Source organism: Facklamia sp. P12937 (assembly GCF_050409505.1).
Classification (GTDB): Bacteria; Bacillota; Bacilli; order Lactobacillales; family Aerococcaceae; genus Facklamia.
The window spans coordinates 1-21,846 of the sequence record NZ_JBNUPI010000011.1; the positions used below are offsets into that span (position 1 = coordinate 1).

The following is a 21,846-nucleotide window of genomic DNA, read 5'->3' on the forward strand; positions in this document are numbered from 1 at the left end:
ATAAGCATGCCCATTTAGAAGCACCTTGTGTAACATATGTTTGACAACTCTAGAATAAGTTTATCAATAAACTATATTTCTTAATGCTTTTTAGTCCTTATCATGCTAGAATGAAGGCGTATGTCTATGAATCTAAGATGGAGGTTATGTTTGTGATCAATGTATCGAATGTTAGTTTACAATTCCCAGACCGGAAATTATTTGATGAGGTCAATATTAATTTTACACCTGGCAACTGTTATGGTGTGATCGGAGCCAATGGTGCTGGTAAGTCCACCTTTTTAAAAATTTTATCAGGTGACATTGCACCTACAACGGGAAATGTGTCCATGGATCCTAATGAAAGATTAGCTGTTCTTAACCAAAACCACTACGGATTCGAAGACTATGAAGTGATCGAAACCGTGATGATGGGTTATAAGGAACTTTATGAAGTAAAGAAAGAAAAAGATGCCATCTATATGAAAGCTGATTTTTCTGATGAAGATGGGGTGCGCGCTGGCGAATTAGAAGGTTTGTTTGCCGAAATGGGTGGTTGGGAAGCTGAATCAGAAGCTTCTAATATGTTACAAGGCTTAGGAATCCCTACTGAACAACATACAGCCAAGATGAGTGAGCTTATCGAAGCTGATAAAATCAAAGTTTTACTGGCTCAAGCACTTTTTGGTAAACCGGACAATCTGCTCCTAGACGAGCCAACTAACGGTCTAGATGCTCAAGCTATTGATTGGCTAAGTAACTTCATCATGGACTTCCCAAACACTGTCATCGTTGTTTCTCACGACCGTCACTTCCTAAACACAGTATGTACTCATATGGCGGATGTCGACTTCGGTAAAATAAAAATTTATGTGGGAAACTATGACTTTTGGTTACAATCCAGTCAATTAGCCGCTAAATTGCAAGCGGATCAAAATGCTAAAAAAGAAGAAAAAATTAAAGAATTACAAAACTTTATTGCGCGCTTTTCTGCTAATGCTTCTAAATCAAAACAAGCGACCTCTAGAAAGAAACTTTTAGAAAAAATTACCCTGGATGACATTCAACCTTCCAGCCGTCGCTATCCATTTGTCGGCTTTTCACCTGAACGTGAAATCGGTAATGATTTACTTAGCGTAGAAGGACTGTCAAAATCAATTGACGGTGAAGCCCTCTTTGATAATGTTACTTTCACTTTGAATCGTGATGATAAGGTGGCTTTTGTCTCCCGCAATGACAATGCCATTTCAGCCTTTTTTGAAATCTTGATGGGAAACTTGGAAGCAGATAAGGGAAGCTTTGAATGGGGTGTTACGACTTCACAAACCTATCTGCCACGTAATTCGGGCGATGAATTTGATGGAGTCGAGTTGTCAATTGTCGATTGGTTAAGACAATATGCTTCTAAAGAAGAAAGTGACAATACCTTCTTACGCTCCTTCTTAGGACGCATGCTCTTTACAGGAGATGATGTCTTAAAACCTGTCAACGTCCTTTCTGGTGGTGAGAAAGTCCGCTGTTTACTTTCAAAAATGATGCTATCGAAAGCCAACGTTTTAGTGATGGATCAACCAACCAACCACTTAGACCTTGAATCCATTACTGCTTTAAACGATGGTTTAATTAAATTTAAATCCGCTATTCTCATCGCCTCACATGACTACGAAGTCTTAAATACAACAGTCAATCGTGTAATTGAAATTACTCCAACTGGGGCCTTTGATCGCATGAATACCAGCTATGAGGAATTTGTCAATGATAAAGATTTACAAGCGCGAATAGATAAAATGTATCCAAAAGATTAATTTTAAGCGACTCAGCAGTCGCTTTTTTTCTTTTGCTATCAAAAGTTTGACAGAAATCTTGCAAGCTAAAAATTTTTGAAAAAATTCTATAAATGAAGCTTGTTTTTCGCTATAATACAAACAGACTATAATGAAAGTGAAGTGAATTAAATGGGTCGTAAATGGATGAACATTCGCGAAAAAAAAGCGAAAACCGATCAACAAACCTCAAGAATTTATGCAAAATTTGGCATTGAAATTTATGCAGCAGCCAAATCAGGAGACCCAGATCCGGAGACCAACCAGAAACTAAAATTTGTTGTCGATCGTGCTAAAACCTATAATGTACCATCTCACGTCATCAACAAAGCCATTGACAAGGCCAAAGGCTCGGCCGATGAGACCTTCCAAGAATTGCGATACGAAGGTTTTGGCCCGAATGGTTCAATGATTATCGTGGATGCTTTAACAAACAACGTAAACCGCACTGCTGCCAATGTTCGCATGGCCTTTAATAAGAACGGTGGAAATATGGGGGTTGCTGGATCCGTTTCTTATATGTTTGATCATGTGGCTGTTTTTGTGATGGAAAACCAAGATGAAGAAACCATTACGATGGCTTTATTGGAAGCAGATCTCGATGTCAAAGATGTTTATACTGAAGAAGGATCTGTGGTTGTATATGGTCAACCTGGTGATTACGGCACTATTAAAGAATGCCTGGAAAGTATTGGTATTACTGACTTTTCAGTGGCTGAAACTGAAATGATTGCCCAGACTGAAGTGGACCTCAACGCAGAAGACTTGGAAACTTTTGAGAAGTTAATTGATGCATTAGAAGATGATGAAGACGTGCAAAAGGTTTATCATAATGTGAATGTGTAATTAATTCACGTAAATTTAAAGGTCTATATTCCTATGTTAACAAATAGCCTCCTATCCGTTGAATAGGAGATTGTTTGTTAACATCCGTTTAAATATCAATCTTATTATTTATATTTTTGTACACGATACGATCATAATACAATAAATAATTCCACCAAATAAAAGGTATTAATAAAGGAATTGCTCTTCATAAATAAAAATAATCCGAATAGTTATAGAAAGAACATTCAATCCAACTATTGATGCTCTCTTATAGATTAAACGTTTAGAGAAGCATCAGTGGAGTGAGTAATAAATCCATTGATTTATTTGACAATCTTTCTACATACTATTCGGATTTTTTCATAAGACTAATTTATTAATCTTTCTACTAATTATAGATCTTTAACCTTCATCATACGAGTGATACTTGCTCGCTCATTTTCTTCTAACTTCATTGAAATATAGTTGATTGTCTCTTCGGTATCCGGAATCATTCGATATTCAAGAGCGTTAACACGTCTTCTTGTTTTTTCGATTTCATCGGCTAAAAGCTGACAAGTCTTTTCAATTTCGACTAAATCTAATAACTTGGGCAAAATGGACCTTAAACCTTCTAAAGCTTCATCTAATTCCGCATTGGAATTCAAATAACCATAGCGTAAAGGCTCATCATCAATATCATCATCTAAATTAAAATCCATTTTAGGAACATTGACACTCATAATATTTTTAAGGTCAATTGAAAGATCAATGTTTTCACCTGAAATGGCCGCTATCTCTTCAATAAAATGATCGCTCATTAAAGACTTCGCTAATACAAATGATTGTAAGGCATTTGAAAGTTCTGCTTCCACTTGATCTCTTAGTTCATTGTTTTTACGAATCAAATCAATAAAATGGCGCATCAATTCATCTTGCTTATCTTTAAGTAACTTATGCCCGCGACTAGCCAGTGCGTGCGTACTCTTTAAAGCTGACAGCTCCATCCGGGTGGGCTTTACCCCTAATACGTTTGCCATAGTGCATTACTCTCCTTTCGGTAAGTATTGCTCGATCATTGGATCCTTGATCCGTTTCAATTCGCTCTTCGGTAAAATCTTTAATAAGTCCCAGGCAATATCAAGCGACTCAAAGATGTCACGGTTCTTATCAAAGCCTTGGTTAACATAGCGTTTCTCGAATTCATCAGTAAATTTAACATACTGTTTATCGATATCTGAAAGGGCTGACTCACCCAATACAATCGCTAATTCTTTTGCTTCTTTACCTTTGGCATAAGCTGCAAATAGCTGGTTCATTGTCGGTGCATGATCTTCACGTGTTTTTCCTTCACCGGTTCCCTTATCCTTCAAACGCGATAAGGAAGGAAGAACATTAATAGGCGGCTTAATACCTTGGTTATCTAATGAACGGTCTAAGATGATTTGTCCTTCAGTAATATAACCGGTTAAGTCAGGGATTGGATGAGTAATATCATCTTCAGGCATGGTAAGAATTGGGATTTGAGTAACCGATCCCTTAGATCCTACTAAACGTCCTGCGCGTTCATAGAGTGTAGATAGGTTGGTATATAAGTAACCTGGATAGCCACGACGGCCTGGTACCTCACGACGGGCTGCTGACACTTCACGTAAGGCCTCACAATAGTTCGTCATGTCTGTCATGATAACTAAAACGTGCATATCTTTTTCAAAAGCCAAGTATTCGGCAGCAGTTAAGGCGATTTTTGGAGTCGCTAACCGCTCAATTGCTGGGTCATTAGCTAGGTTAACAAACATTACTGAACGATCGATTGCTCCGGTTTCACGGAAAGAATCCATAAAGTATTCAGCCTCATCATAAGTAATTCCCATGGCTGCAAAGACAACTGCAAAATTTTCATCAGAATTTAAAACAGTTGCTTGACGTGCAATTTGGGCTGCTAACTCTTTATGCGGCAAACCAGAACCAGAGAAAACGGGTAGTTTTTGTCCACGAACCAGTGTATTCAAATGGTCGATGGTTGAAATACCTGTTTGAATAAATTCATCCGGATAGTCACGCGCCATTGGGTTAATCGCTTGACCATTGATATCAGCAAACTTTTCAGGAATGATTTGCGGTCCGCCATCCATCACATTACCCATACCGTCAAAGATGCGTCCCACAATATCTTCGGATAAAGCAAATTCTAAGGGCTTGCCTTTAAAACGCGCTTTAATATTGGATAGCTTCATTGAAGAAGTACCACCATAGATTTGAACAACGGCTTTACCCTCTTTAGCTTCTAACACCTGACCCATACGAATTTCACCATCGTGGAGCTCAATTTCAACTAGTTCGTCATAGGCTATATCTTCGACGCCATCTACAATCATCAAAGGACCATATAGGTCAGAAATATTTGTATATTCCTTAAGCATTTGCTCCACCTCCTTGTTCTAATACTTGTTTCATGTAGGTAGCAATTTGCTGATCAATCTCATCCAAGCGGTGAATTTCTTCTTCTGGAATAAATTTAGCTCGAGCAATTTGCTCACGAACTTCTTGAGTACCTTCCATAATTTCATTATAGTAAGCGCCCAGTTTCATTGCTTCTCTTGCCTCAATTTCAAAATCAATAATTAAATTCAATAATTTCAATTGTTTTTCTTCAGAGGTTGTCGTATCAACATCGTCAAAAGCATTTTGTTGTAAGAAGTCTTCACGAATCATCCCTGCGATGGCAAGCGTTAATTTATCTTTTTCAGAAAGTGAATCTAAACCAACCAAACGAACAATTTCTTGCAAGCTTGATTCTTCTTGAAGAAGTGATAAGCAATGACGTACTTTCTCACCCCAACTTGGGTCAATGTGTTCATCATTATGTGCTTGAACATCGGTTGAATATTGAGAATAAGAATCTAGCCAGTTAATAGCTGGGAAGTGACGTTGTTGTGAAAGTTTAGAATCTAAACTCCAGAATACTTTTACGATACGTAAAGTATTTTGGGTAACGGGTTCTGAAGTATCCCCACCTGGAGGTGAAACCGCTCCAATGGCAGAAACTGAACCAACGCGCTCATCTGATCCCAATACTTGGACCAAGCCGGCACGCTCATAGTATTCTGCAATACGTGAACCTAAATAAGCTGGATAACCTTCATCCCCTGGCATCTCTTCCATACGTCCTGACATTTCACGTAATGCTTCTGCCCAACGTGAAGTAGAATCCGCCATGATGGCCACTGAATAGCCCATATCACGGAAGTATTCCGCAATAGTGATACCTGTATAGATTGAAGCTTCACGAGCCGCCACCGGCATATTGGAAGTGTTAGCAATTAAAATAGTACGTTGCATGATAGACTCGCCCGTTTTAGGATCAATTAATTCTGGAAACTCGTTAATAACGTCCGTCATCTCATTTCCACGTTCACCACATCCTACGTAAACCACTACGTCAACATCAGCATACTTAGCGATTTGGTGCTGAACGACCGTTTTTCCAGCCCCGAAAGGTCCAGGAACAGCAGCTACCCCACCCTTAGTGATTGGGAAGAATGTATCAATTACACGTTGTCCTGTCTTTAGTGGTGCTTTGGGAGTTGATTTAGCTTTATAAGGGCGTCCCAAACGAACCGGCCATTTTTGAACCATATTTAATTCATGTTCGCCTGATTCTGTTTCAACCACACAAACGGTATCTTCAATTTTGAAAGAGCCAGATTCGATGGATTTAATTGTTCCTTCAATGCCAACAGGAACCATAATGCGGTGCTCAATAATTTTGGTTTCTTGAATGACCCCAATAATATCGCCAGCTACCACATGGTCACCCACTGCTTTACGAGCTTCAAATTCCCAAACCTTGTCTCGATCTAAAACATCAATGTTACTTCCTCTTACTAAAAAATTACTCTCTGTTTTTTGCATGAAATCTTCTAATGGTCTTTGAATCCCATCAAACATCTTGGTTAATAGACCTGGTCCTAATTCAACTGAAAGAGGATGTCCTGTAGGTCTTACGATTTCGCCCGGTTTCAACATCGAGGTCTCTTCGTATACTTGAATGGATGCAACGTCTTGGTGCATTTCAATAATTTCGCCAGTAAGTTGCATTTCTCCAACCAAAACAATTTCACGAATTGAGGAGTCTTTCATTCCTTTAGCCTTCACTAAAGGTCCTGAAATTTCTTGAATAATTCCAGTTGTCATTTTTTTCCTCCTTTTATAATATGTTCTGTCCGATTGCTTTTTCAACGTTGTCATTGACTTTGGCTTTACCTATTCCAAGAGATCCTTTATGAGTTGGAATTAGAATAACCGCAGGGGTTGGTAAAGTGTCAAAGTGACTAATCGTATCGGGTATTTCATGAGCTAGATTTTCTGTCAATAATACGACACCAATATTTTCTTCTTTTAAATCGTGTAGAATTTTTCTAGCTTCCTCGCCACTACTTGCTGGATAGACTTCAAATCCTAATAGTTTAAAGGCTAATACGACGTCACGGTTACCGATTACTGCTATTTTATATGCCATGAATAGGTCGCATCCTTTCTTTAATTAGTTGATTGTCCAAATTATTTTCTTTCCCAATTAAGATGAGGCGTACGTTGTCACTCTCATTTTCCAAGAAATATAGATAAGTAAGTACTGGCATCGGCCCGAAGGCATCAAATGAGAATGATCTTAAAATCCGACTAAACTCGCCTTGAATTAAAGCATTTAGTTCAGTTGGGTTAACCTTTTCATCATTCAATTGATCCCAAACAGGGTCTAAATTAATCATGTATTCAGCTGTTTGATAAGTTTCAACTAAACCGTTCAAATCTTTTTCTCGCCAATTTTCAATGATATCATCACGACTCACTGCCCCTTGACTTGATAAAGAGGTGAAAATAAATGATGTACTTTGACCTTGTTTAAAAGCACGGACAAAAGTTAATAAATTTTGAAAATCAATTTTCATTTTTACAAATCGACTGAGTTCTTCATGCTTCATTGCATCGGCATGAGATCGGATATGTCTTAGATAGGCTGTATCCAAAATGACATCAATCGAATGGGTATCGCCTGTGTCTTCTACTGCTGTGATAGCGTCATAGACAGCTTCTTCTAATACAGGATGAAGGTCTTCATTTTGTCCTTTTGTAGACACAACTTGAGCAAGTTCCTCTTTTGAAAAACTGCCAATCGGAATGTACAAATGAGACAAATCTTCATCCAGATATTTTTCTTTAATTAAAAGCTTCAAATTATGATAAGTATATCTTAATGAGAAGATTTCGATTATACGCCTATCAGGTGATGCCTCAAGTAATTCTTCATATACATAAACCAAACGTTGTTGAATGATTGGCTCAAAACTACGATTTAAACGCACTTCCTCCGGAATAGAATAAGCCGTCTTACCTAAGTAGTCTAAAACAGCATCAGAATGGTCCATTTGTAATAACGTTTCATAGTCTGATTGACTGAGAAGTTGAGCTTCATAGAGGCGCAGGGTCGTATTTAAACCAGCATACTCTAATTCTTTCATTATAAGCCCCCCTTATGCTTTCAGTTGTTTTTCAAGTTCAATAAGCAGTTGAGGCTTCAGTTCATTAATAATATCTTCAAATAAATAATTCATATTCATCCCTTTTTGGGTAAGAATAAAACCAGATTTATCCGCAACGTTTTCGCCCCATTGCATCATATTATAATCTGCATGAAATTTATTCGCTTGATCATCAGAAATAAATTGACGTGATTTTTCACCGATTCTTAGTTCAAAAGCTTGATTTGAATCCAACTTTTGCATTGCCGCTTGAATCATTTGACCCAAATTATTAGCTATCGAATGGTTTATTTCTTCAGGAACGTCTTGGATAATTTCTTCTAATAATTTTTGCTTATGAGTAAGCTGTGAGTTGCGCAATTCATTAGCCAATGATTGCTTACGAATTTCAAATTGTTGCTCTTGCTTACGAATAAAGTTTTCTTTATCATGCTCAAATTGTTTATTAATCCGATTTTTGTAATCGTCCATTGCTTGGGACAACTCTTTTTGAAGATCTTGAACTTGTGCTTCACCTGTGGCTTGAACTTTCCCTAAGATTTTATTTTGTAAAGTTTCAATGTTTCCCACAAGTTTGACCTCCTATCCTTGAACAAGTAAGAATGAGAATACGAATGCTAAAATTGCATAAGTTTCAACCATTACTGAATAAATAATTGCATTAATAACTTTTTCAGGACGTTTAGCCAAAATCTGCATACCTGCTGCAGCTACTTTACCTTGGTGAATACCTGATACCCAACCTACAAAACCAACAGGCATAGCAGCAATTAATAGATTAAGTCCTGTTTGTAGTTCCATGCCTTGTTGTAACTGTAAGAAAATTAAGAAGCCAATCGCAAATCCATAAAGGCCTTGTGTACCTGGTAGTAACTGTAAGATTAAAGATTGAACGAATTTTTCAGGTTGATCTTTAGTTAAAGCTGCAGCGGATGTACCTGCAGTACCAACCCCATTAGCTGAACCAAAACCTGAGAAAATAACTGCCACTGCTATCCCTAAAACGGCGAATAAATAACCACCATACTCTTGTAAAAATTCCATTATATTACCTCCTAGTAAATTTATTTAATATTAATGTATTTGCCTAAGTATTTTAATGGGGCAAAGGCTTGACCCCCAGCTTCATAGAATTTACCGAAGAACTCAACGAAGATTAAACGTGCAGAGTGAACATAAGCACTTAAGACCGTTAAGCCAAAGTTAAATAACTGTAAAGCAATGATTAATAGAATACCCACTGAAAATCTTGCTGCAGGAGGTAAATATGCCACCAAAATATTAAAGGCTAAGGCAATTGATCCTCCAGCTATACCAAGGGCCATTAGTCGACTATACGATACTAAATCTCCTAAATAAGAAGAGATGCCATACAAATCGTATAAACCGGCTCCGAAACCGGCAAATTTATTTTTACTTTTAATAATAGCTACTACCAAAATTGTTATGGCTGCAAACCCAGCTAAATATAGGCCTAATTGTTGTAGACTTTCAATGTTTAATAACATTGGTCCAAGGACTGCAATTAAAAAGCCAAATAGCATGATAATCCATGATAGTCCATCCTTAATTGCATCTAATCGATTACTTTCCCAATTTAGGAGTGTGTTTAGGATGAGTCCATGAATGATTTGGATAAATCCTAAACCAATCGACAAGGCCAATACCTGAATGACGTCTTCAGTAGGTGATAGCAACTTGAAAGGCAAGGATTCACCAAAAAACGACCCGTAAATTAAGCCCCATAGCAAAACAGCATATGATAAGAGATGGAAGAAACGTATGTTTTTTTTCATCCCTTTATCGATCGTAAAGAATTTTAATGGGATAAAGGTTCCTAACCAGAGTAAAATTCCATAACCTAAATCGGCAATCATCATTCCAAAGAATGTCCAATAATAAGGCGTTAAAGAGGATGTCGGGTCAAACCCCTTATATCCAGGTAGACCATACATTGAAGTAACTGTTTCAAAAGGTTCAACCAAAGGGTGATTTTTTAATTGAATGGGTACTTCTTCGCTTTCTTCTTCAGTTGGTGTCACATAGTCTAAATAAACTTCTCCATTTAGCGCTTTTATAACTTCTTCTAAGCTTGCTTGAGCTTGTTGCTCTTCAATCCAACCTTCTAGAGCGAACAACTCCCCTTTGTTTAATCCTAATTCTGTTGCTTTTTGTCTTTCTACTTTGGCATAAAAAACTTCTTCAGCGATTTTTAATTGGTTATATTCTTGTCTGAAACTTCCCAATTCTTTTCTTAGATCTCTGGCTTTGTTTCTTAAGTTTTCCGCTTCTATATGGGATTCTTCTAGCAGTTTAACCGGAAGGTCTTTGAAGCGATAATCTAAGATCTGGAAGCGGTTTTGATTAAGAAATTGATTCACTTCGAAGGCATCATCCTTATCAAAAGCAACTGCCAGGCCAATTTCTTCTTTAGACTGATAGACCTCTTCCAGTGCAATTCGGTCTTCTTTCAAAGCATTGTAATATTCATTATCCGCTGTTTGAGGAATTGTCCCTAATAACAAGCGTGTATAGCGATAATCTTTAGCGTAATCTGGAAGTGCTTTTAGATTGCGCCACTTATGATAAAAATCGGCTTCATTCTCGCAAATTTGAATTTGGGAATCAATTTCTTCTAGCATCTTTTTCTTTTCCCATACTTTATCAGTAATCTTCTTGGCTTGCTCATCCATTTGACTTTCTTCAATTTCAGCCATACTCATTTCTGGTAATGGCGTTAGATACTTGTCTTTAAAGGATTCAGCTGTTAGATAACTTTCTAAATATTTTTTTGCTGATCGGACATTTTCTAACTGATCGAGATATTCTGTCAGTTGTTTTGATTCCATTTTTGGCTCTTGGTCCAACAATTCAGAGTTAATTGTCTTCACTTGAATGTTTTGCATTTTTTGAAATGCCTGCATCAAGTCGTCACGATTTTCTTTCTCAACAATTGCTAAAACCTTAGCCATTTTAGCTATTGCCATATTTCTTTCACCACCTTTTCAGCAATTTTTTGCGTCAAATCCTCACGGCGGTTAGCAATATCGGATTCAATTTGAACAACCGACAATTGATTTTCATTTCTTAAGTCATTTTCAACCTCAAGAAATTGATGATTATATTTTTCTTTAGTCGTTTGTTTAAATTGAGCGAATTCCGAATCAACCTGCCTTTTAAATGTGAGTTTTTGATCTTCAAAGTTTTCTTGCATTTCTTGCAATTTTTTTTGATAATCAGCAACTTTTTCAGCACTTAATGCCTCTAATTCGTTAACTGTCTCAATTAAATTTGCCATTCGTTCACCACCCTTCTTTTCCTATTTCAAATAGGAAATAAATAATTAGCGACACTGATATTATAACATGAATTTTGATTCCGTTTCCAATATTATTTAGTTTGTGAAAAAGTTACTATGTATTAAAATGCTGTTTATTATCTCTGTTTACTCGTATATAATTGATAGATGAATAAAATAACGATTAGAAAGAAGGGTTCTAATGATCAAGTTGATTGCAACAGCTGAATCGATAGGACAAGCCAAAAAACTAATCGATCTTGGGATCGATCAAGTTGTTATTGGTGAGGAAGTATTTGGTTTGCGCTTGCCGGCTTATTTCTCCTTTGACGAAATGAAAGAGGTTATCGATTACGCCCACCAATACAAAAAAGAAGTCATCATTGCCATGAATGCTATTTTGCATAATGAACAAATTAAGCAAGCACGATCTTTTCTAAAGAAGATCAAAGAAATCGGTGCAGACCAAATTATGGTTGGCGATACTGGCTTGATTCAAATTCTTAAAGATGAAGACCTCTACTTACCATATATTTATAATGCTTCTGTTTTAATGACCTCATCCGGTCAAGTAAATTTCTGGGCCAAATATGGCGCAAAGAGAGCCTTTGTCGCAAGTGAAGTGCCATTTGTTGAATTAAAGGATATGTTAGCTGAAAGTCAAATTCCTCTTGTTTATCAAGTCTATGGCTCTACTTGTATTCATCAAAGTCGAAGACGCTTATTGAATAATTACTTTAACTATATTCATAAGGATGTTGAGGAGTTAACCGATCGTGATCTTTTCTTGTCTGAGCCTAATAAAAAGGATAGCCATTATTCGATCTACACCGATCAACACGGTACACATATCTTTGCCAATAAAGATTTAAATTTAATTGAATATTTACCCGATTTAGCAAATGTTCAACAAACGCATTGGTATTTAGATGGATTATTTACACCCGAAGAAGCGTTCAAACAAGTCGCAAGACATTTTATACGTGTGAAGGAATTAATTGAACAAGACCAAGTGACTTTAGAAGGACTAAAACTACATCGTGTAGCGGTTGAACAATATCACACTAAAAATCGGGAATTGGGTACAGGTTTCTTCTTATATGAAGCAGACCAGGTACAATAGGAGGCGCTTATGGAAAACTTAACTTTTAAAAAACCAGAATTATTAGCACCCGCAGGAACGCTCGAAAAACTAAAAACTGCGATTCACTATGGAGCAGATGCAGTATATATTGGCGGTAATGATTACGGACTTCGTAAAAGAGCCGGTAATTTTTCTTTTGAGGATATGGCTGAGGGAGTCGCTTTTGCCCATGCAAGAGATGCGAAGGTATATGTCGCTGCTAATATGGTTACTCATGAAAATGATGAGATAGGTGCTGGTGATTTTTTCCGGCAAGTAAGGGATATTGGCATTGATGCGGTCATTGTGTCTGATCCGACTCTTATGCAAATATGTGCCAGTGAAGCTCCGGGACTAGACATTCACCTTTCCACCCAGCAATCAGCTGTCAATTATGAAACCTTGAACTTTTGGCAGGAAGCCGGACTGACACGTTGCGTTTTAGGACGTGAGGTCTCTATGGCAGAAATTAAAGAAATCCGTGCTAATACGGATGTAGAAATCGAAGCTTTTATTCATGGTGCTATGTGTATATCTTATTCCGGTCGTTGTACTCTCTCCAACCATATGGCTAATCGTGACGCTAATCGAGGCGGCTGTTGTCAATCTTGTCGTTGGCACTATGGCTTATTCGAACTGCCTGAGTTGGACCAAAAAGTAATGGTGGGGGCAGGTGAACCGGGTATTAAAGAACCTTTCTCGATGTCAGCTGTTGATATGGGGATGTTAGACCATATCCCTGAAATCATTGAGGCAGGGATTGATTCGCTGAAAATTGAAGGCCGTATGAAATCCATCCATTATATCTCAACCGTTGTTAACGTTTATCGTAAGGCTATTGATAGCTTCTTTGCTGATCCTAAAAATTATGAAGTAAAAAAAGAATGGTCTGATGAATTATGGAAAATTGCTCAACGCGAGCTTTCAACTGGCTTTTATTACGACGCACCAAGTGAAAAAGAGCAATTGTTTGGCAAGCGTCGACGTCGACCAGAGTATTCCTTTATAGGGGAAGTTTTAGATTATGACCCTGATACAACCATCGCTACTATTCAACAACGCAATAACTTTAAAGTTGGTGAAACCATTGAATTTTATGGTCCTGGCATGCGCCGTCATCAAGAAACATTAGATCAAATGTGGGATGACACAGGAGCTGAAATCGAAGTGGCTCCTCACGCTATGCAAATTGTTACTATGAAAGTCAGTCAACCTGTTGCTAAGCATGATATGCTTCGTAAACACTTAAAATAAAACGAAAGCAACTCATAGATGATACCTACCACTTTTGCTGGATAAACAGTCAAAGGGTAGGTATCTTTCAGAGTTGCTTTTATTTAGCTATTATTTTTTCTAAGTGCTCAATGAAGTATTTCAAGACTTGAATACGGGCATAGCGTTTATCATTGCTGGCTACGATATACCAAGGAGCATATTCGGTATCTGTGCGAACCAACATTTCATTCATAGCCTCTAAATATTGTGGCATTTTCTCACGATTGCGCCAATCTTCAGCTGTTATTTTATAGTTTTTGGCTGGATCTTCTACCCGATCTTCAAATCTTTCATATTGCTCTTGACTATCAATATATAAGAAAAACTTCATGACAGCCGTGCCGTGGTCGGCCAAGGTTCTTTCCATTTGATTAATTTCTTCATAAGCGCGTTCCCAATCTCTTTCAGGGGTGAAATTTTCTACCCTCTCAACTAAGACCCGCCCATACCAAGAACGATCAAAAATAACCATCTGACCATCTTCGGGCATTTCTTTTTGAAAACGCCATAAATAATGAAATTTTTCTTCTATAGGGTCTGGTGCGTTAATTCCAAATATTTTATAAGAACGAGGATCAACGTGCCGAGTCAACCGCTTAATTGCCCCACCTTTACCAGCTGCATCCATTCCTTCAAAGGCTAAAACAATGGGGATTTTCTGATCATAGCATTGGTAAACCAATTTAGCCGCTTGCTCTTGTAAGTCAGCTAACTCCTTGTGGTAATCATCTTTTGAAAGACTCTTACTTAAGTCAAATTGGTCAAGAACATCGTAAACCTGATCACGATCTCTTTTAATCGCTTCATCCCTAGTCCGGCACTGAACGATCCGTTCTATACCACGATGAATTTCATCAATTACCGTCCCTAAGACCATTTTAGAAGCATATTTTTTGTCCTCAGCTGCAACGATATGCCAAGGTGATCGTTTATTATTAGTTTGGGTAAGAATCTTTTCAAACCATTCTTGGTGGTCTTGGTAGTTTTTATTTTGTTCATAGTCTACCTCAGATAACAAATGCTTTCCTTCAACTGTCTCTTCAAGTTTCTTGATGCGTTTTTTTTGTGTTTTTTCCGTTATATTTATGAAAAACTTAATAACAATCATACCGTTATTTATCAAAGTACTATCTAGTTCTGTTAATTCACGAACACGCTGCTCTAGTTTTTCATCATTTTTTTGATCATGATTAAAGACTTGATAGTAAAAGGAACGATCATAGACAACTATTTCTTGATTAGAGGGAATTTTTTGCCAAAAACGCCAAACAGAAGGATGCGCTTTTTCCATTTGATTGGCCTTGTCAAAGACTTCTACTCTCACATAACGTGGATCGAGTTCACGCGTTAAATCGTTGATCACATAGCCTTTACCTGCCGATTCCCAGCCATCAATTAAAATTAAAACTGGAATTTCAAGTCCTTTAACTGTTCGTTGTAATTGATCGAGCCTTTCACCCAACTCTGATCTTTTATAGTTATCAAAGCGTTGGTCAATTTTTTCAAAATCAAAGTCTTTTAACATGGATTCTCCTTCTTTCTGTAATATTGGTAAGCATCTCTAGGATCGCCATTTTCTAAAAAAATAATGCCACAAAACTGAAATCCTAGCTTTGCTAAAATATGTTTCATTGGTTGATTTTCCTCATGTGTGTCAATTCTGATATTCGAATAATGTTCCAAGGTCCAGTCTAATAATGCTTGCCCACTACCTTTTGCTGATGGTAAAGATGCTAGTCGATGAATAGTCACATACTCTTCATCATTCAGCCACTGTCCCTGAATGTTTTTATAAGTAGGGTCTTCCCCTGCTAGCAAAGCCATCACTGCTAATATTTCATGATCGAGCCTATCTTCTACTATATAAGAATGTGCTGAACGATAATCATTTAGAATGACCTCTCTGCCAGGATAGCCATCAATCCATTGATTGAGATTACCAGTAGCCAATTGAAATCGACGTGCTTGATCATAAATGGCTTGCAACTTATCGATATCTCTTAATTCTACTCGACGAACCTGCCAGTCACTTGTTTTTTTTATCTTACTCAAAAGGATCCTCCTCATATTCTACATGCATTAAATATAAACCTTGTGGAGGCGCTGTAGGACCTGCCTGGTTGCGATCTTTTATATCTAGAAGTCGTTGCATCTCGATAGGTTCTTTAAGGCCGTCACCTATTTGAAGGGAAGTTCCCACAATAATACGGATCATATTGTATAAAAATCCGTTCCCTTTAAAATCAAAAACTAACTCTTGATTAGGAACGTCTAGATTAGCCTTTACTTCATATAAGTTTCTCACTTTATTCTCTTTATCTGTTTTAGTAGAGCAAAAACTTGTGAAATCGTGTTCTCCTTGTAGATAAGCTAAACCTTCTTGAATGCGCTCAATTTCAAAAGGATAACCATGGTGAGTGGTAAAATTTCGTTTAAAAGGATCTGGGAAAGCTTGAGTATCCACGCGATAGCGATAGGACTTTCCAATAGCATGGTAGCGGGCATGAAAATCTATCTTCGTCTGGTTACATTGAATAATACGAATGTCTTTTTCAAGAATAGAATTCAAAGCACGCAAAAGATTGATAGCCGGAATCGAAGCAGGAAAATCAAAATGGATCACTTGCCCCATGGCATGAACCCCTGCATCTGTTCGACCGGAACCTATAATTTTAATAGGGTTTTCTGGGCTTTTTTTAGCAATAAGAAGCAAGGCATTTTCAATTTTCTCTTGAATAGATATACCATTTTTTTGAATTTGATAACCGTGATAGTGACTTCCATCATATTGAACTTTAGCTACATAACGTGGCAAACTCCCACTCCTTTCCATCTCATTTAATTATAGACATTCTTTTCTTCATTATAAAGGCTAATGGTTGCCTAACAAAAAAACTCTCTCATTCAATTTGAATGAGAGAGAAAAAAGTAATGTGTTATTAATCTTTTAATTTTTTCTTTGAATACGCAAGGCTGCCTAAACCTAAGAAGGAAAGTATTGTTGCTACGATAGGATAAGCATGCTGACTCGTTTCTCCAGTAGCTGGTAAGACGCTAGCGCCTTCAGCATCAGATCCTACACCTTGATTCTTATCAAAACTTTCACCTTGCTGTGGTCTTGAACCAGCCTTAGGCTTCAAGTCTTTAGAATATCCCATTACAAGATTTTGCAATTCTAATAATTGAGCTTTTGTTAAATCGTTTAAGTTACTTGCCTCAATTTCATTCACTAAAGCTTGAGCTTTCTTAAGATCAAAATCTTTAGGCTTACGATAATCTTCGATATTCTTTAGTTTATATTTAAACATTTCAAAGTAAGCATTGAAGTTTTTAATTTCTTCTGATAATTCGTCTTCTTTTGCTTGTTCTGGTTTTGTTGGATCAGTTGGACTGGATGGTTCTTCCGGACTTAAATGCTCATCATTTACCTTAGTACCCATTAGAATGATCTCTGTTTGAGCCGGACGAATAACTTCTCCGGTTAACGGATTCAACAACCCTTTAACTCCTTCTTGAATAGTTAATTCGATTCCTTCTAATAAATAAGAGTCTGATTTTTTATCCGTTTCAAAATCAATTTCTAATGGACCATATTCCACAACTTTATCAGTCGCGTCTATAAGAATAACTAATTCACCATCTTCATCGATATTAGCTTTTCCTTCTTGACCTTCTTGGACAACGTTCATTTCACCCACAGCTAAATCTGCATTAAAACGTTTCACAACTTTAAATGGAATAGCTTTTAAATCTCTTAATTGAACTGGGATAGATGTTGCTTCACTTTCATTACCAAAGTCATCATAAACAGTAAAGGTTAGCTCTTTTCCTAACTTAGATTTAGGAATAGTATATAAAACTTTTCCTTCGACTGGGATAGGATTTAATAGTGAATCGAATGTCTTATCTACGCGACCGATCATGTCATTATCCGCCCATAATTCAACATAGTTCATGTTATCACTGAAGTCGATCTCGAAGTATAATAAATCCTTATCTGGACCAAAGACTTGGTTAACTTTAAGTTTTGGCGCTTCAATATCTCGTCTTATTCTTTGAGCCACTTGCTGCTTAACTAATTTATCGTTAGGACTCTTAACATAAGCAATCATTTCAATACTGTAAACTTTATTTTCGGTTAACTTCTCAGTAGATATATCTTCCTTAAAGTAGATCATACCCTCTATTTCTTCAAAAGCGACTGGGTGATTTTCTATAATGATATTTCCGTCTTCGTCACTCACTCGATACTCTAAATAATGAAGCTCATTATAATTTGAGATTTCACCTGAAAGGTCAATGAATTCTTGATACTCACCATATGGCTGGAAGTACCAAGGGCTATTAGTAACAATTGATGGTAAGTCGGTTGTATCTAAGCCTTTTTCTGCAATATATTCTTCTGGATTGCTCGGAGCCTCACCATAAGCTTTGTTCTCTTCAGTTACCTCTGCTTCTGGTTCTTCTCCTGGTTTAATATCAGATCCTCTTTCGACTTCTTCTAAAGTACCATCGGCTAATAAGCGATATTGTTTAATATTTCGAGCGTTGTCATATACCCAAATATCTAAGTCTTTATCTTCAAAACCTTCTTCTAGATTAATTGTAAATGTTTCTTTTAGTAATTGTGGATTATCATTCTTATTAACTTCTTGCCAAGATACAAATTGATCGCCACTATAAACCTCTACTGCAAAAATGCCAGATAAGTTATCTTCTACTGATAAAGTTACTTTGTTTTGTTCACGTTTGGCTTCTAACATAGCATCACTATTATCTAGTACAAACTTATACTCATAACGCTGTCTTTCAGCATCTGGCGCATCAATTTGTGCTTCGATTACATAATAATATTCACCTTCATCTACTTTCTCACCAAATGTATCGGTGAAATCCCAGCCAGTTCCCCAAGGATCTTGTAAGAATCGATATTGATCTTGGTATAAACGAGCAACTTTAAACATACGATTGATGATGGAAAGATCACGTATTTTTTCTCCAGCAGCATTTTCCACGTGGAAAGTTACATCGACTGCGTCACGTAAGAAAGCTAATTTCGGCGTTACTTTGTTTTCAAAGCCATCTTTCTCATTACTATTAACAAAAATCACCTTATCATCTTCAACTCGCCATGCATTAAAGTAATCCCAACCCTGTTCTAAACGCTTACGAACAAAGGCTGTTTTGTCGACACCACCATCCTCGTATTCAATCGGTAAGAAGTTGACATCTTTAGCGTCGGCAAAATCAATCATTTCATCAATAATCGGTAATTTATCCCATTCCCCCTTGAAACCAAAGAAAGGCAATGACAATTCAGTGGCTTTAGAATCAACTGGCTTGAAGAAGAAGTATCCTTGGACGTATTGATTTTGATCGATACCCATAGTTGAAATGATTTGTTCCATTGTTGCTGTTTGACCAGCTTTAACAGTAATTTCACCTAAACTCTCTTCTTTAATCGTTTCGGTTGTTTCTGTATAGCGACCTTCTTCATTAATCTTATCTTTTAATAAAACATAAGAAACAGTATAGGTCTGATCGTCTTTACCATAGTTTTTCAGTTTTAGATTAGCTACAAATTGATCTTGAACTTCTTTTATTTCAAGCTTTCCGTCTTCTTTTGTATCTGTCTCATTAGTTGCCACAACAGTCACAAGATTATCTAAGGCTTTTTTGATATTCGCAAGACCTGCACCTTGTTGAATAGGAGTGTAATAAGAAGCACCCTCTTCAAGTGTATTTAACTTTGGAACGGCTGTATTCATTAAAATCAGCATTGCTAAGTCATCCTGTAATGGATCTTTTTCTTTCCCATTACGGACTAAAATACCTTCATCATAAAGTCTTTGCATTACAAGAGCAGCCATGCCCGATAAGTGAGGTGTTGCCATCGATGTTCCCGACATATTCTGATAACGATCATCACTCATTAAACTATAAATGAAACCACCTGGTCCGGCGATGTCCGGTTTTAATAGTAAGTCTGTAGAAGGCCCCCAAGAAGAAAACTCGCTGAGATTACCTGCCGTGAAAGCATCAAATGCTTGTAGTTCTTTAGAAATTTTGAAAAGGGCATCTTGATTAGAACTAGCAATTTCCTTAAGCTTCTGTCCAGACTCCTTAGTCACAAACATAATTGGAATATCTAAATTCTCTAAACCTGTCATTTCCATAGTATAAGGGCTTTCTAAATTATCATAAATAATTAGTCCTGCCGCATTGCGTTCTCTAGCTAACTGATATTTCTCATTAAATGAAGCATCCCCACGTTGGACCAGAACAATTTTCCCAGTAAAATCGACCTCTGCATTGTTGGTATCTTTATACAGTTCGTAATCTTCTACATTACCTTTGCCAAATTCTACAAGTGGTAATTCTTCACTGAATCCTTCAGGATAGGTAAAGGAGCCTGGGAAGTATTTAACTTCTTCTCCTGCTTTTACTTGAACATAGCGTTTCATTTCTTTTAAGTTATCGAATGAAGCAATCGACATGGAAGGATCCACACTGGCTGGATAGCCCATCGTGCTATTATCTGGATTTTTACCTAGTTGAGTATAATCTGTCCCCCAAGTAGCGTTACGGTCATTACCTGCTGCAATCATTGGAAGAATTCCTTTATCGCGAGCGTTTTGAACGGCTTTTGCCATTGGAGTATCACCCATAATGTTAAAGCCACTTGACATGCCTAGAGACATATTAATGATATCAGCACCTAATTTAACCGAATCATCAAACGCTTTCATCCAAATGTCTTCATAAACTGTTGCGTTTACTTGATCTTCTGAGAAGGCTTTCATTAATAGTAATTGTACATGTGGCGCGATTCCACGAATACCACCCTCTTCTGGGTCACCATTTGCTCCAATCGTACCAGCTACGTGGTTTCCATGCTCATCTTTAGACTGTAAAGTGTCTACATTGTCAGCATAATTATAACCATATGCAATTTTATTAGAGTACCATTTACCTGGTAATCCTAATTTTTGAATCATTTCATTCATTTCTGCTTCATCATAACGTTTTTCGATATCATCAGCTAAAATGAAATCACGATGATAAGGATCAAAGCCTGTATCAATAACTGACACAACAATGTTTTCACCCTTATATTCTGTTTGGTAATCAGCTAATAAATCCATTCCAATTAAAGGACCAGAATTAATCATATTAGCTTCGGCTACTGGGCGTGTGTAACTTTGCGATACATTTACAGACAAGACTTGAGTCATCGACTTAAGTTGATCAATTGTAGCTTGGTTAGCTACAGCTGAGAAACCTGTAAATGAAGCTGAATATTCTTGTTCACCTTCTAAAGTAAGCCCTTGACCAGCGAGAAGATCAGTAATTTCTTTGATGGTTTTCTTTACTTCTTCTTCACTTTCTTTAATAGCTAACTGATAGAGTGTCTCGTCACGATAGTCTGCTCGATCAATAGCTGCTAGGTTATTGGTGCGCACAATTATCTTAACTTTATCTTCGGCTACTGCTTCATCATCTTTAGCTTCTGTTGTTTTAGTTGGCTCTGCTGTTTCTTCTAAGACTGTTGTTTCAACAGCTTCACTTGTTTCAACCGTTTCGCTTGTTTCAACTATCTCAGTGTTTTCAATAGTCTCAGTTTTTTCAATTGAAGTTGATGTCTCCACTATTTCACTTGTCTCTATGATCTCTTTTTTAGGAATCGCTTTCAATTTTTCATTTGAAAATTCTTTCGCTTGCTGTTTTTCCTCCACTGAATTCGTGGTAACTTTTTGATCCGACTCCCTAGTAGTCTGTTGATGACTGTTTTCTTGAAGCTGAACTTGATCCACTTTTACTTCTTGTTCTTCAGCATTAACTTGATTAGCCTGTGCCATCATCATTAACGCAAGCCCACAAGAACTAAGCACCTTCAATCGATTATTCATAAAATTCCTCCTCAAACGTTTTCATATGGATACATTTTAACAGATTTTTTTTAAATTTGATAGTGAATATAAGAAATAAATGAGTGTT

General features: G+C 37.1%; 17 protein-coding genes. 4 read left to right on the forward strand and 13 right to left on the reverse strand.

Going from position 1 to position 21,846, the window contains the following annotated elements:
* Positions 1-152 precede the first annotated feature (152 nt).
* Together ACQV2R_RS05220 and ACQV2R_RS05225 are read left to right on the forward strand one after the other, a co-directional pair.
* Entirely contained in the window at positions 153-1,784 is a 1,632-nt protein-coding gene (locus ACQV2R_RS05220; protein ID WP_428873293.1) for an ABC-F family ATP-binding cassette domain-containing protein, read from the forward strand.
* A gap of 150 nt (positions 1,785-1,934) precedes the next feature.
* Entirely contained in the window at positions 1,935-2,648 is a 714-nt protein-coding gene (locus ACQV2R_RS05225; RefSeq protein WP_428876136.1) for a YebC/PmpR family DNA-binding transcriptional regulator, read from the forward strand.
* A gap of 374 nt (positions 2,649-3,022) precedes the next feature.
* Here the strand turns inward: ACQV2R_RS05225 and ACQV2R_RS05230 are convergent, their stop codons facing one another.
* From ACQV2R_RS05230 to ACQV2R_RS05270, 9 genes are read right to left on the reverse strand one after another with little or no spacing between them, the layout of a single operon-like run.
* On the reverse strand, positions 3,023-3,649 hold the full coding sequence (locus ACQV2R_RS05230) for a V-type ATP synthase subunit D (RefSeq protein WP_428873290.1): 627 nt from the start codon (positions 3,647-3,649) through the stop codon (positions 3,023-3,025).
* 6 nt (positions 3,650-3,655) lie between these two features.
* Positions 3,656-5,032, reverse strand: coding sequence for a V-type ATP synthase subunit B (locus ACQV2R_RS05235; protein WP_428873289.1), 1,377 nt, complete (start codon positions 5,030-5,032; stop codon positions 3,656-3,658).
* A complete protein-coding gene (locus tag ACQV2R_RS05240) occupies positions 5,025-6,806 on the reverse strand; it encodes a V-type ATP synthase subunit A (RefSeq protein ID WP_428891926.1) in 1,782 nt (593 codons plus the stop codon). The genes ACQV2R_RS05235 and ACQV2R_RS05240 overlap by 8 nt, the downstream gene beginning before the upstream one ends.
* Before the next feature lie 13 nt (positions 6,807-6,819).
* A complete protein-coding gene (locus tag ACQV2R_RS05245) occupies positions 6,820-7,131 on the reverse strand; it encodes a V-type ATP synthase subunit F (protein ID WP_258436826.1) in 312 nt (103 codons plus the stop codon).
* A complete protein-coding gene (locus ACQV2R_RS05250; protein ID WP_428873286.1) occupies positions 7,121-8,131 on the reverse strand; it encodes a V-type ATPase subunit in 1,011 nt (336 codons plus the stop codon). The genes ACQV2R_RS05245 and ACQV2R_RS05250 overlap by 11 nt, the downstream gene beginning before the upstream one ends.
* 12 nt (positions 8,132-8,143) lie before the next feature.
* Positions 8,144-8,722 (reverse strand): hypothetical protein, encoded by a 579-nt coding sequence (locus ACQV2R_RS05255; protein ID WP_428876134.1) that lies wholly within the window; start codon positions 8,720-8,722, stop codon positions 8,144-8,146.
* Positions 8,723-8,734: 12 nt separating this feature from the next.
* Positions 8,735-9,199 carry a V-type ATP synthase subunit K gene (locus tag ACQV2R_RS05260; RefSeq protein WP_428873344.1) on the reverse strand — a complete coding sequence of 155 codons (465 nt, stop codon included), beginning with the start codon at positions 9,197-9,199 and terminating at the stop codon, positions 8,735-8,737.
* Between the two features lie 17 nt (positions 9,200-9,216).
* On the reverse strand, positions 9,217-11,139 hold the full coding sequence (locus ACQV2R_RS05265; RefSeq protein ID WP_428891927.1) for a V-type ATP synthase subunit I: 1,923 nt from the start codon (positions 11,137-11,139) through the stop codon (positions 9,217-9,219).
* Positions 11,130-11,450, reverse strand: a complete 321-nt coding sequence (locus ACQV2R_RS05270) for a hypothetical protein (protein ID WP_428873282.1) — start codon at positions 11,448-11,450, stop codon at positions 11,130-11,132. Before ACQV2R_RS05270 ends, ACQV2R_RS05265 begins: the two co-directional genes overlap by 10 nt.
* 202 nt (positions 11,451-11,652) lie before the next feature.
* On the opposite strand from ACQV2R_RS05270, the gene ACQV2R_RS05275 reads away from it, so the two are divergent.
* Positions 11,653-12,573 carry a peptidase U32 family protein gene (locus ACQV2R_RS05275; protein WP_428873281.1) on the forward strand — a complete coding sequence of 307 codons (921 nt, stop codon included), beginning with the start codon at positions 11,653-11,655 and terminating at the stop codon, positions 12,571-12,573.
* 9 nt (positions 12,574-12,582) lie between these two features.
* Positions 12,583-13,827, forward strand: coding sequence for a peptidase U32 family protein (locus tag ACQV2R_RS05280; RefSeq protein WP_428873280.1), 1,245 nt, complete (start codon positions 12,583-12,585; stop codon positions 13,825-13,827).
* A gap of 79 nt (positions 13,828-13,906) precedes the next feature.
* Here the strand turns inward: ACQV2R_RS05280 and ACQV2R_RS05285 are convergent, their stop codons facing one another.
* From ACQV2R_RS05285 to ACQV2R_RS05300, 4 genes are all read right to left on the reverse strand, one after another.
* On the reverse strand, positions 13,907-15,373 hold the full coding sequence (locus tag ACQV2R_RS05285; protein ID WP_428891928.1) for a phosphate:AMP phosphotransferase: 1,467 nt from the start codon (positions 15,371-15,373) through the stop codon (positions 13,907-13,909).
* On the reverse strand, positions 15,367-15,900 hold the full coding sequence (locus ACQV2R_RS05290) for a GNAT family N-acetyltransferase (protein WP_428873276.1): 534 nt from the start codon (positions 15,898-15,900) through the stop codon (positions 15,367-15,369). The genes ACQV2R_RS05285 and ACQV2R_RS05290 overlap by 7 nt, the downstream gene beginning before the upstream one ends.
* A complete protein-coding gene (gene truA / locus ACQV2R_RS05295) occupies positions 15,893-16,663 on the reverse strand; it encodes a tRNA pseudouridine(38-40) synthase TruA (protein WP_428873274.1) in 771 nt (256 codons plus the stop codon). Before truA ends, ACQV2R_RS05290 begins: the two co-directional genes overlap by 8 nt.
* 124 nt (positions 16,664-16,787) lie before the next feature.
* Positions 16,788-21,758 carry a S8 family serine peptidase gene (locus tag ACQV2R_RS05300; RefSeq protein WP_428873273.1) on the reverse strand — a complete coding sequence of 1,657 codons (4,971 nt, stop codon included), beginning with the start codon at positions 21,756-21,758 and terminating at the stop codon, positions 16,788-16,790.
* Positions 21,759-21,846: the final 88 nt, after the last annotated feature.

Coding starts and splice junctions, on each gene's coding strand:
- ACQV2R_RS05225 (WP_428876136.1), top strand. CDS start 1,935: ATGGGTCGTAAATGGATGAACATTCGCGAAAAAAAAGCGAAAACCGAT.
- ACQV2R_RS05230 (WP_428873290.1), bottom strand. CDS start 3,649: ATGGCAAACGTATTAGGGGTAAAGCCCACCCGGATGGAGCTGTCAGCT.
- ACQV2R_RS05235 (WP_428873289.1), bottom strand. CDS start 5,032: ATGCTTAAGGAATATACAAATATTTCTGACCTATATGGTCCTTTGATG.
- ACQV2R_RS05240 (WP_428891926.1), bottom strand. CDS start 6,806: ATGACAACTGGAATTATTCAAGAAATTTCAGGACCTTTAGTGAAGGCT.
- ACQV2R_RS05245 (WP_258436826.1), bottom strand. CDS start 7,131: ATGGCATATAAAATAGCAGTAATCGGTAACCGTGACGTCGTATTAGCC.
- ACQV2R_RS05250 (WP_428873286.1), bottom strand. CDS start 8,131: ATGAAAGAATTAGAGTATGCTGGTTTAAATACGACCCTGCGCCTCTAT.
- ACQV2R_RS05265 (WP_428891927.1), bottom strand. CDS start 11,139: ATGGCAATAGCTAAAATGGCTAAGGTTTTAGCAATTGTTGAGAAAGAA.
- ACQV2R_RS05270 (WP_428873282.1), bottom strand. CDS start 11,450: ATGGCAAATTTAATTGAGACAGTTAACGAATTAGAGGCATTAAGTGCT.
- ACQV2R_RS05275 (WP_428873281.1), top strand. CDS start 11,653: ATGATCAAGTTGATTGCAACAGCTGAATCGATAGGACAAGCCAAAAAA.
- ACQV2R_RS05280 (WP_428873280.1), top strand. CDS start 12,583: ATGGAAAACTTAACTTTTAAAAAACCAGAATTATTAGCACCCGCAGGA.
- ACQV2R_RS05285 (WP_428891928.1), bottom strand. CDS start 15,373: ATGTTAAAAGACTTTGATTTTGAAAAAATTGACCAACGCTTTGATAAC.
- ACQV2R_RS05300 (WP_428873273.1), bottom strand. CDS start 21,758: ATGAATAATCGATTGAAGGTGCTTAGTTCTTGTGGGCTTGCGTTAATG.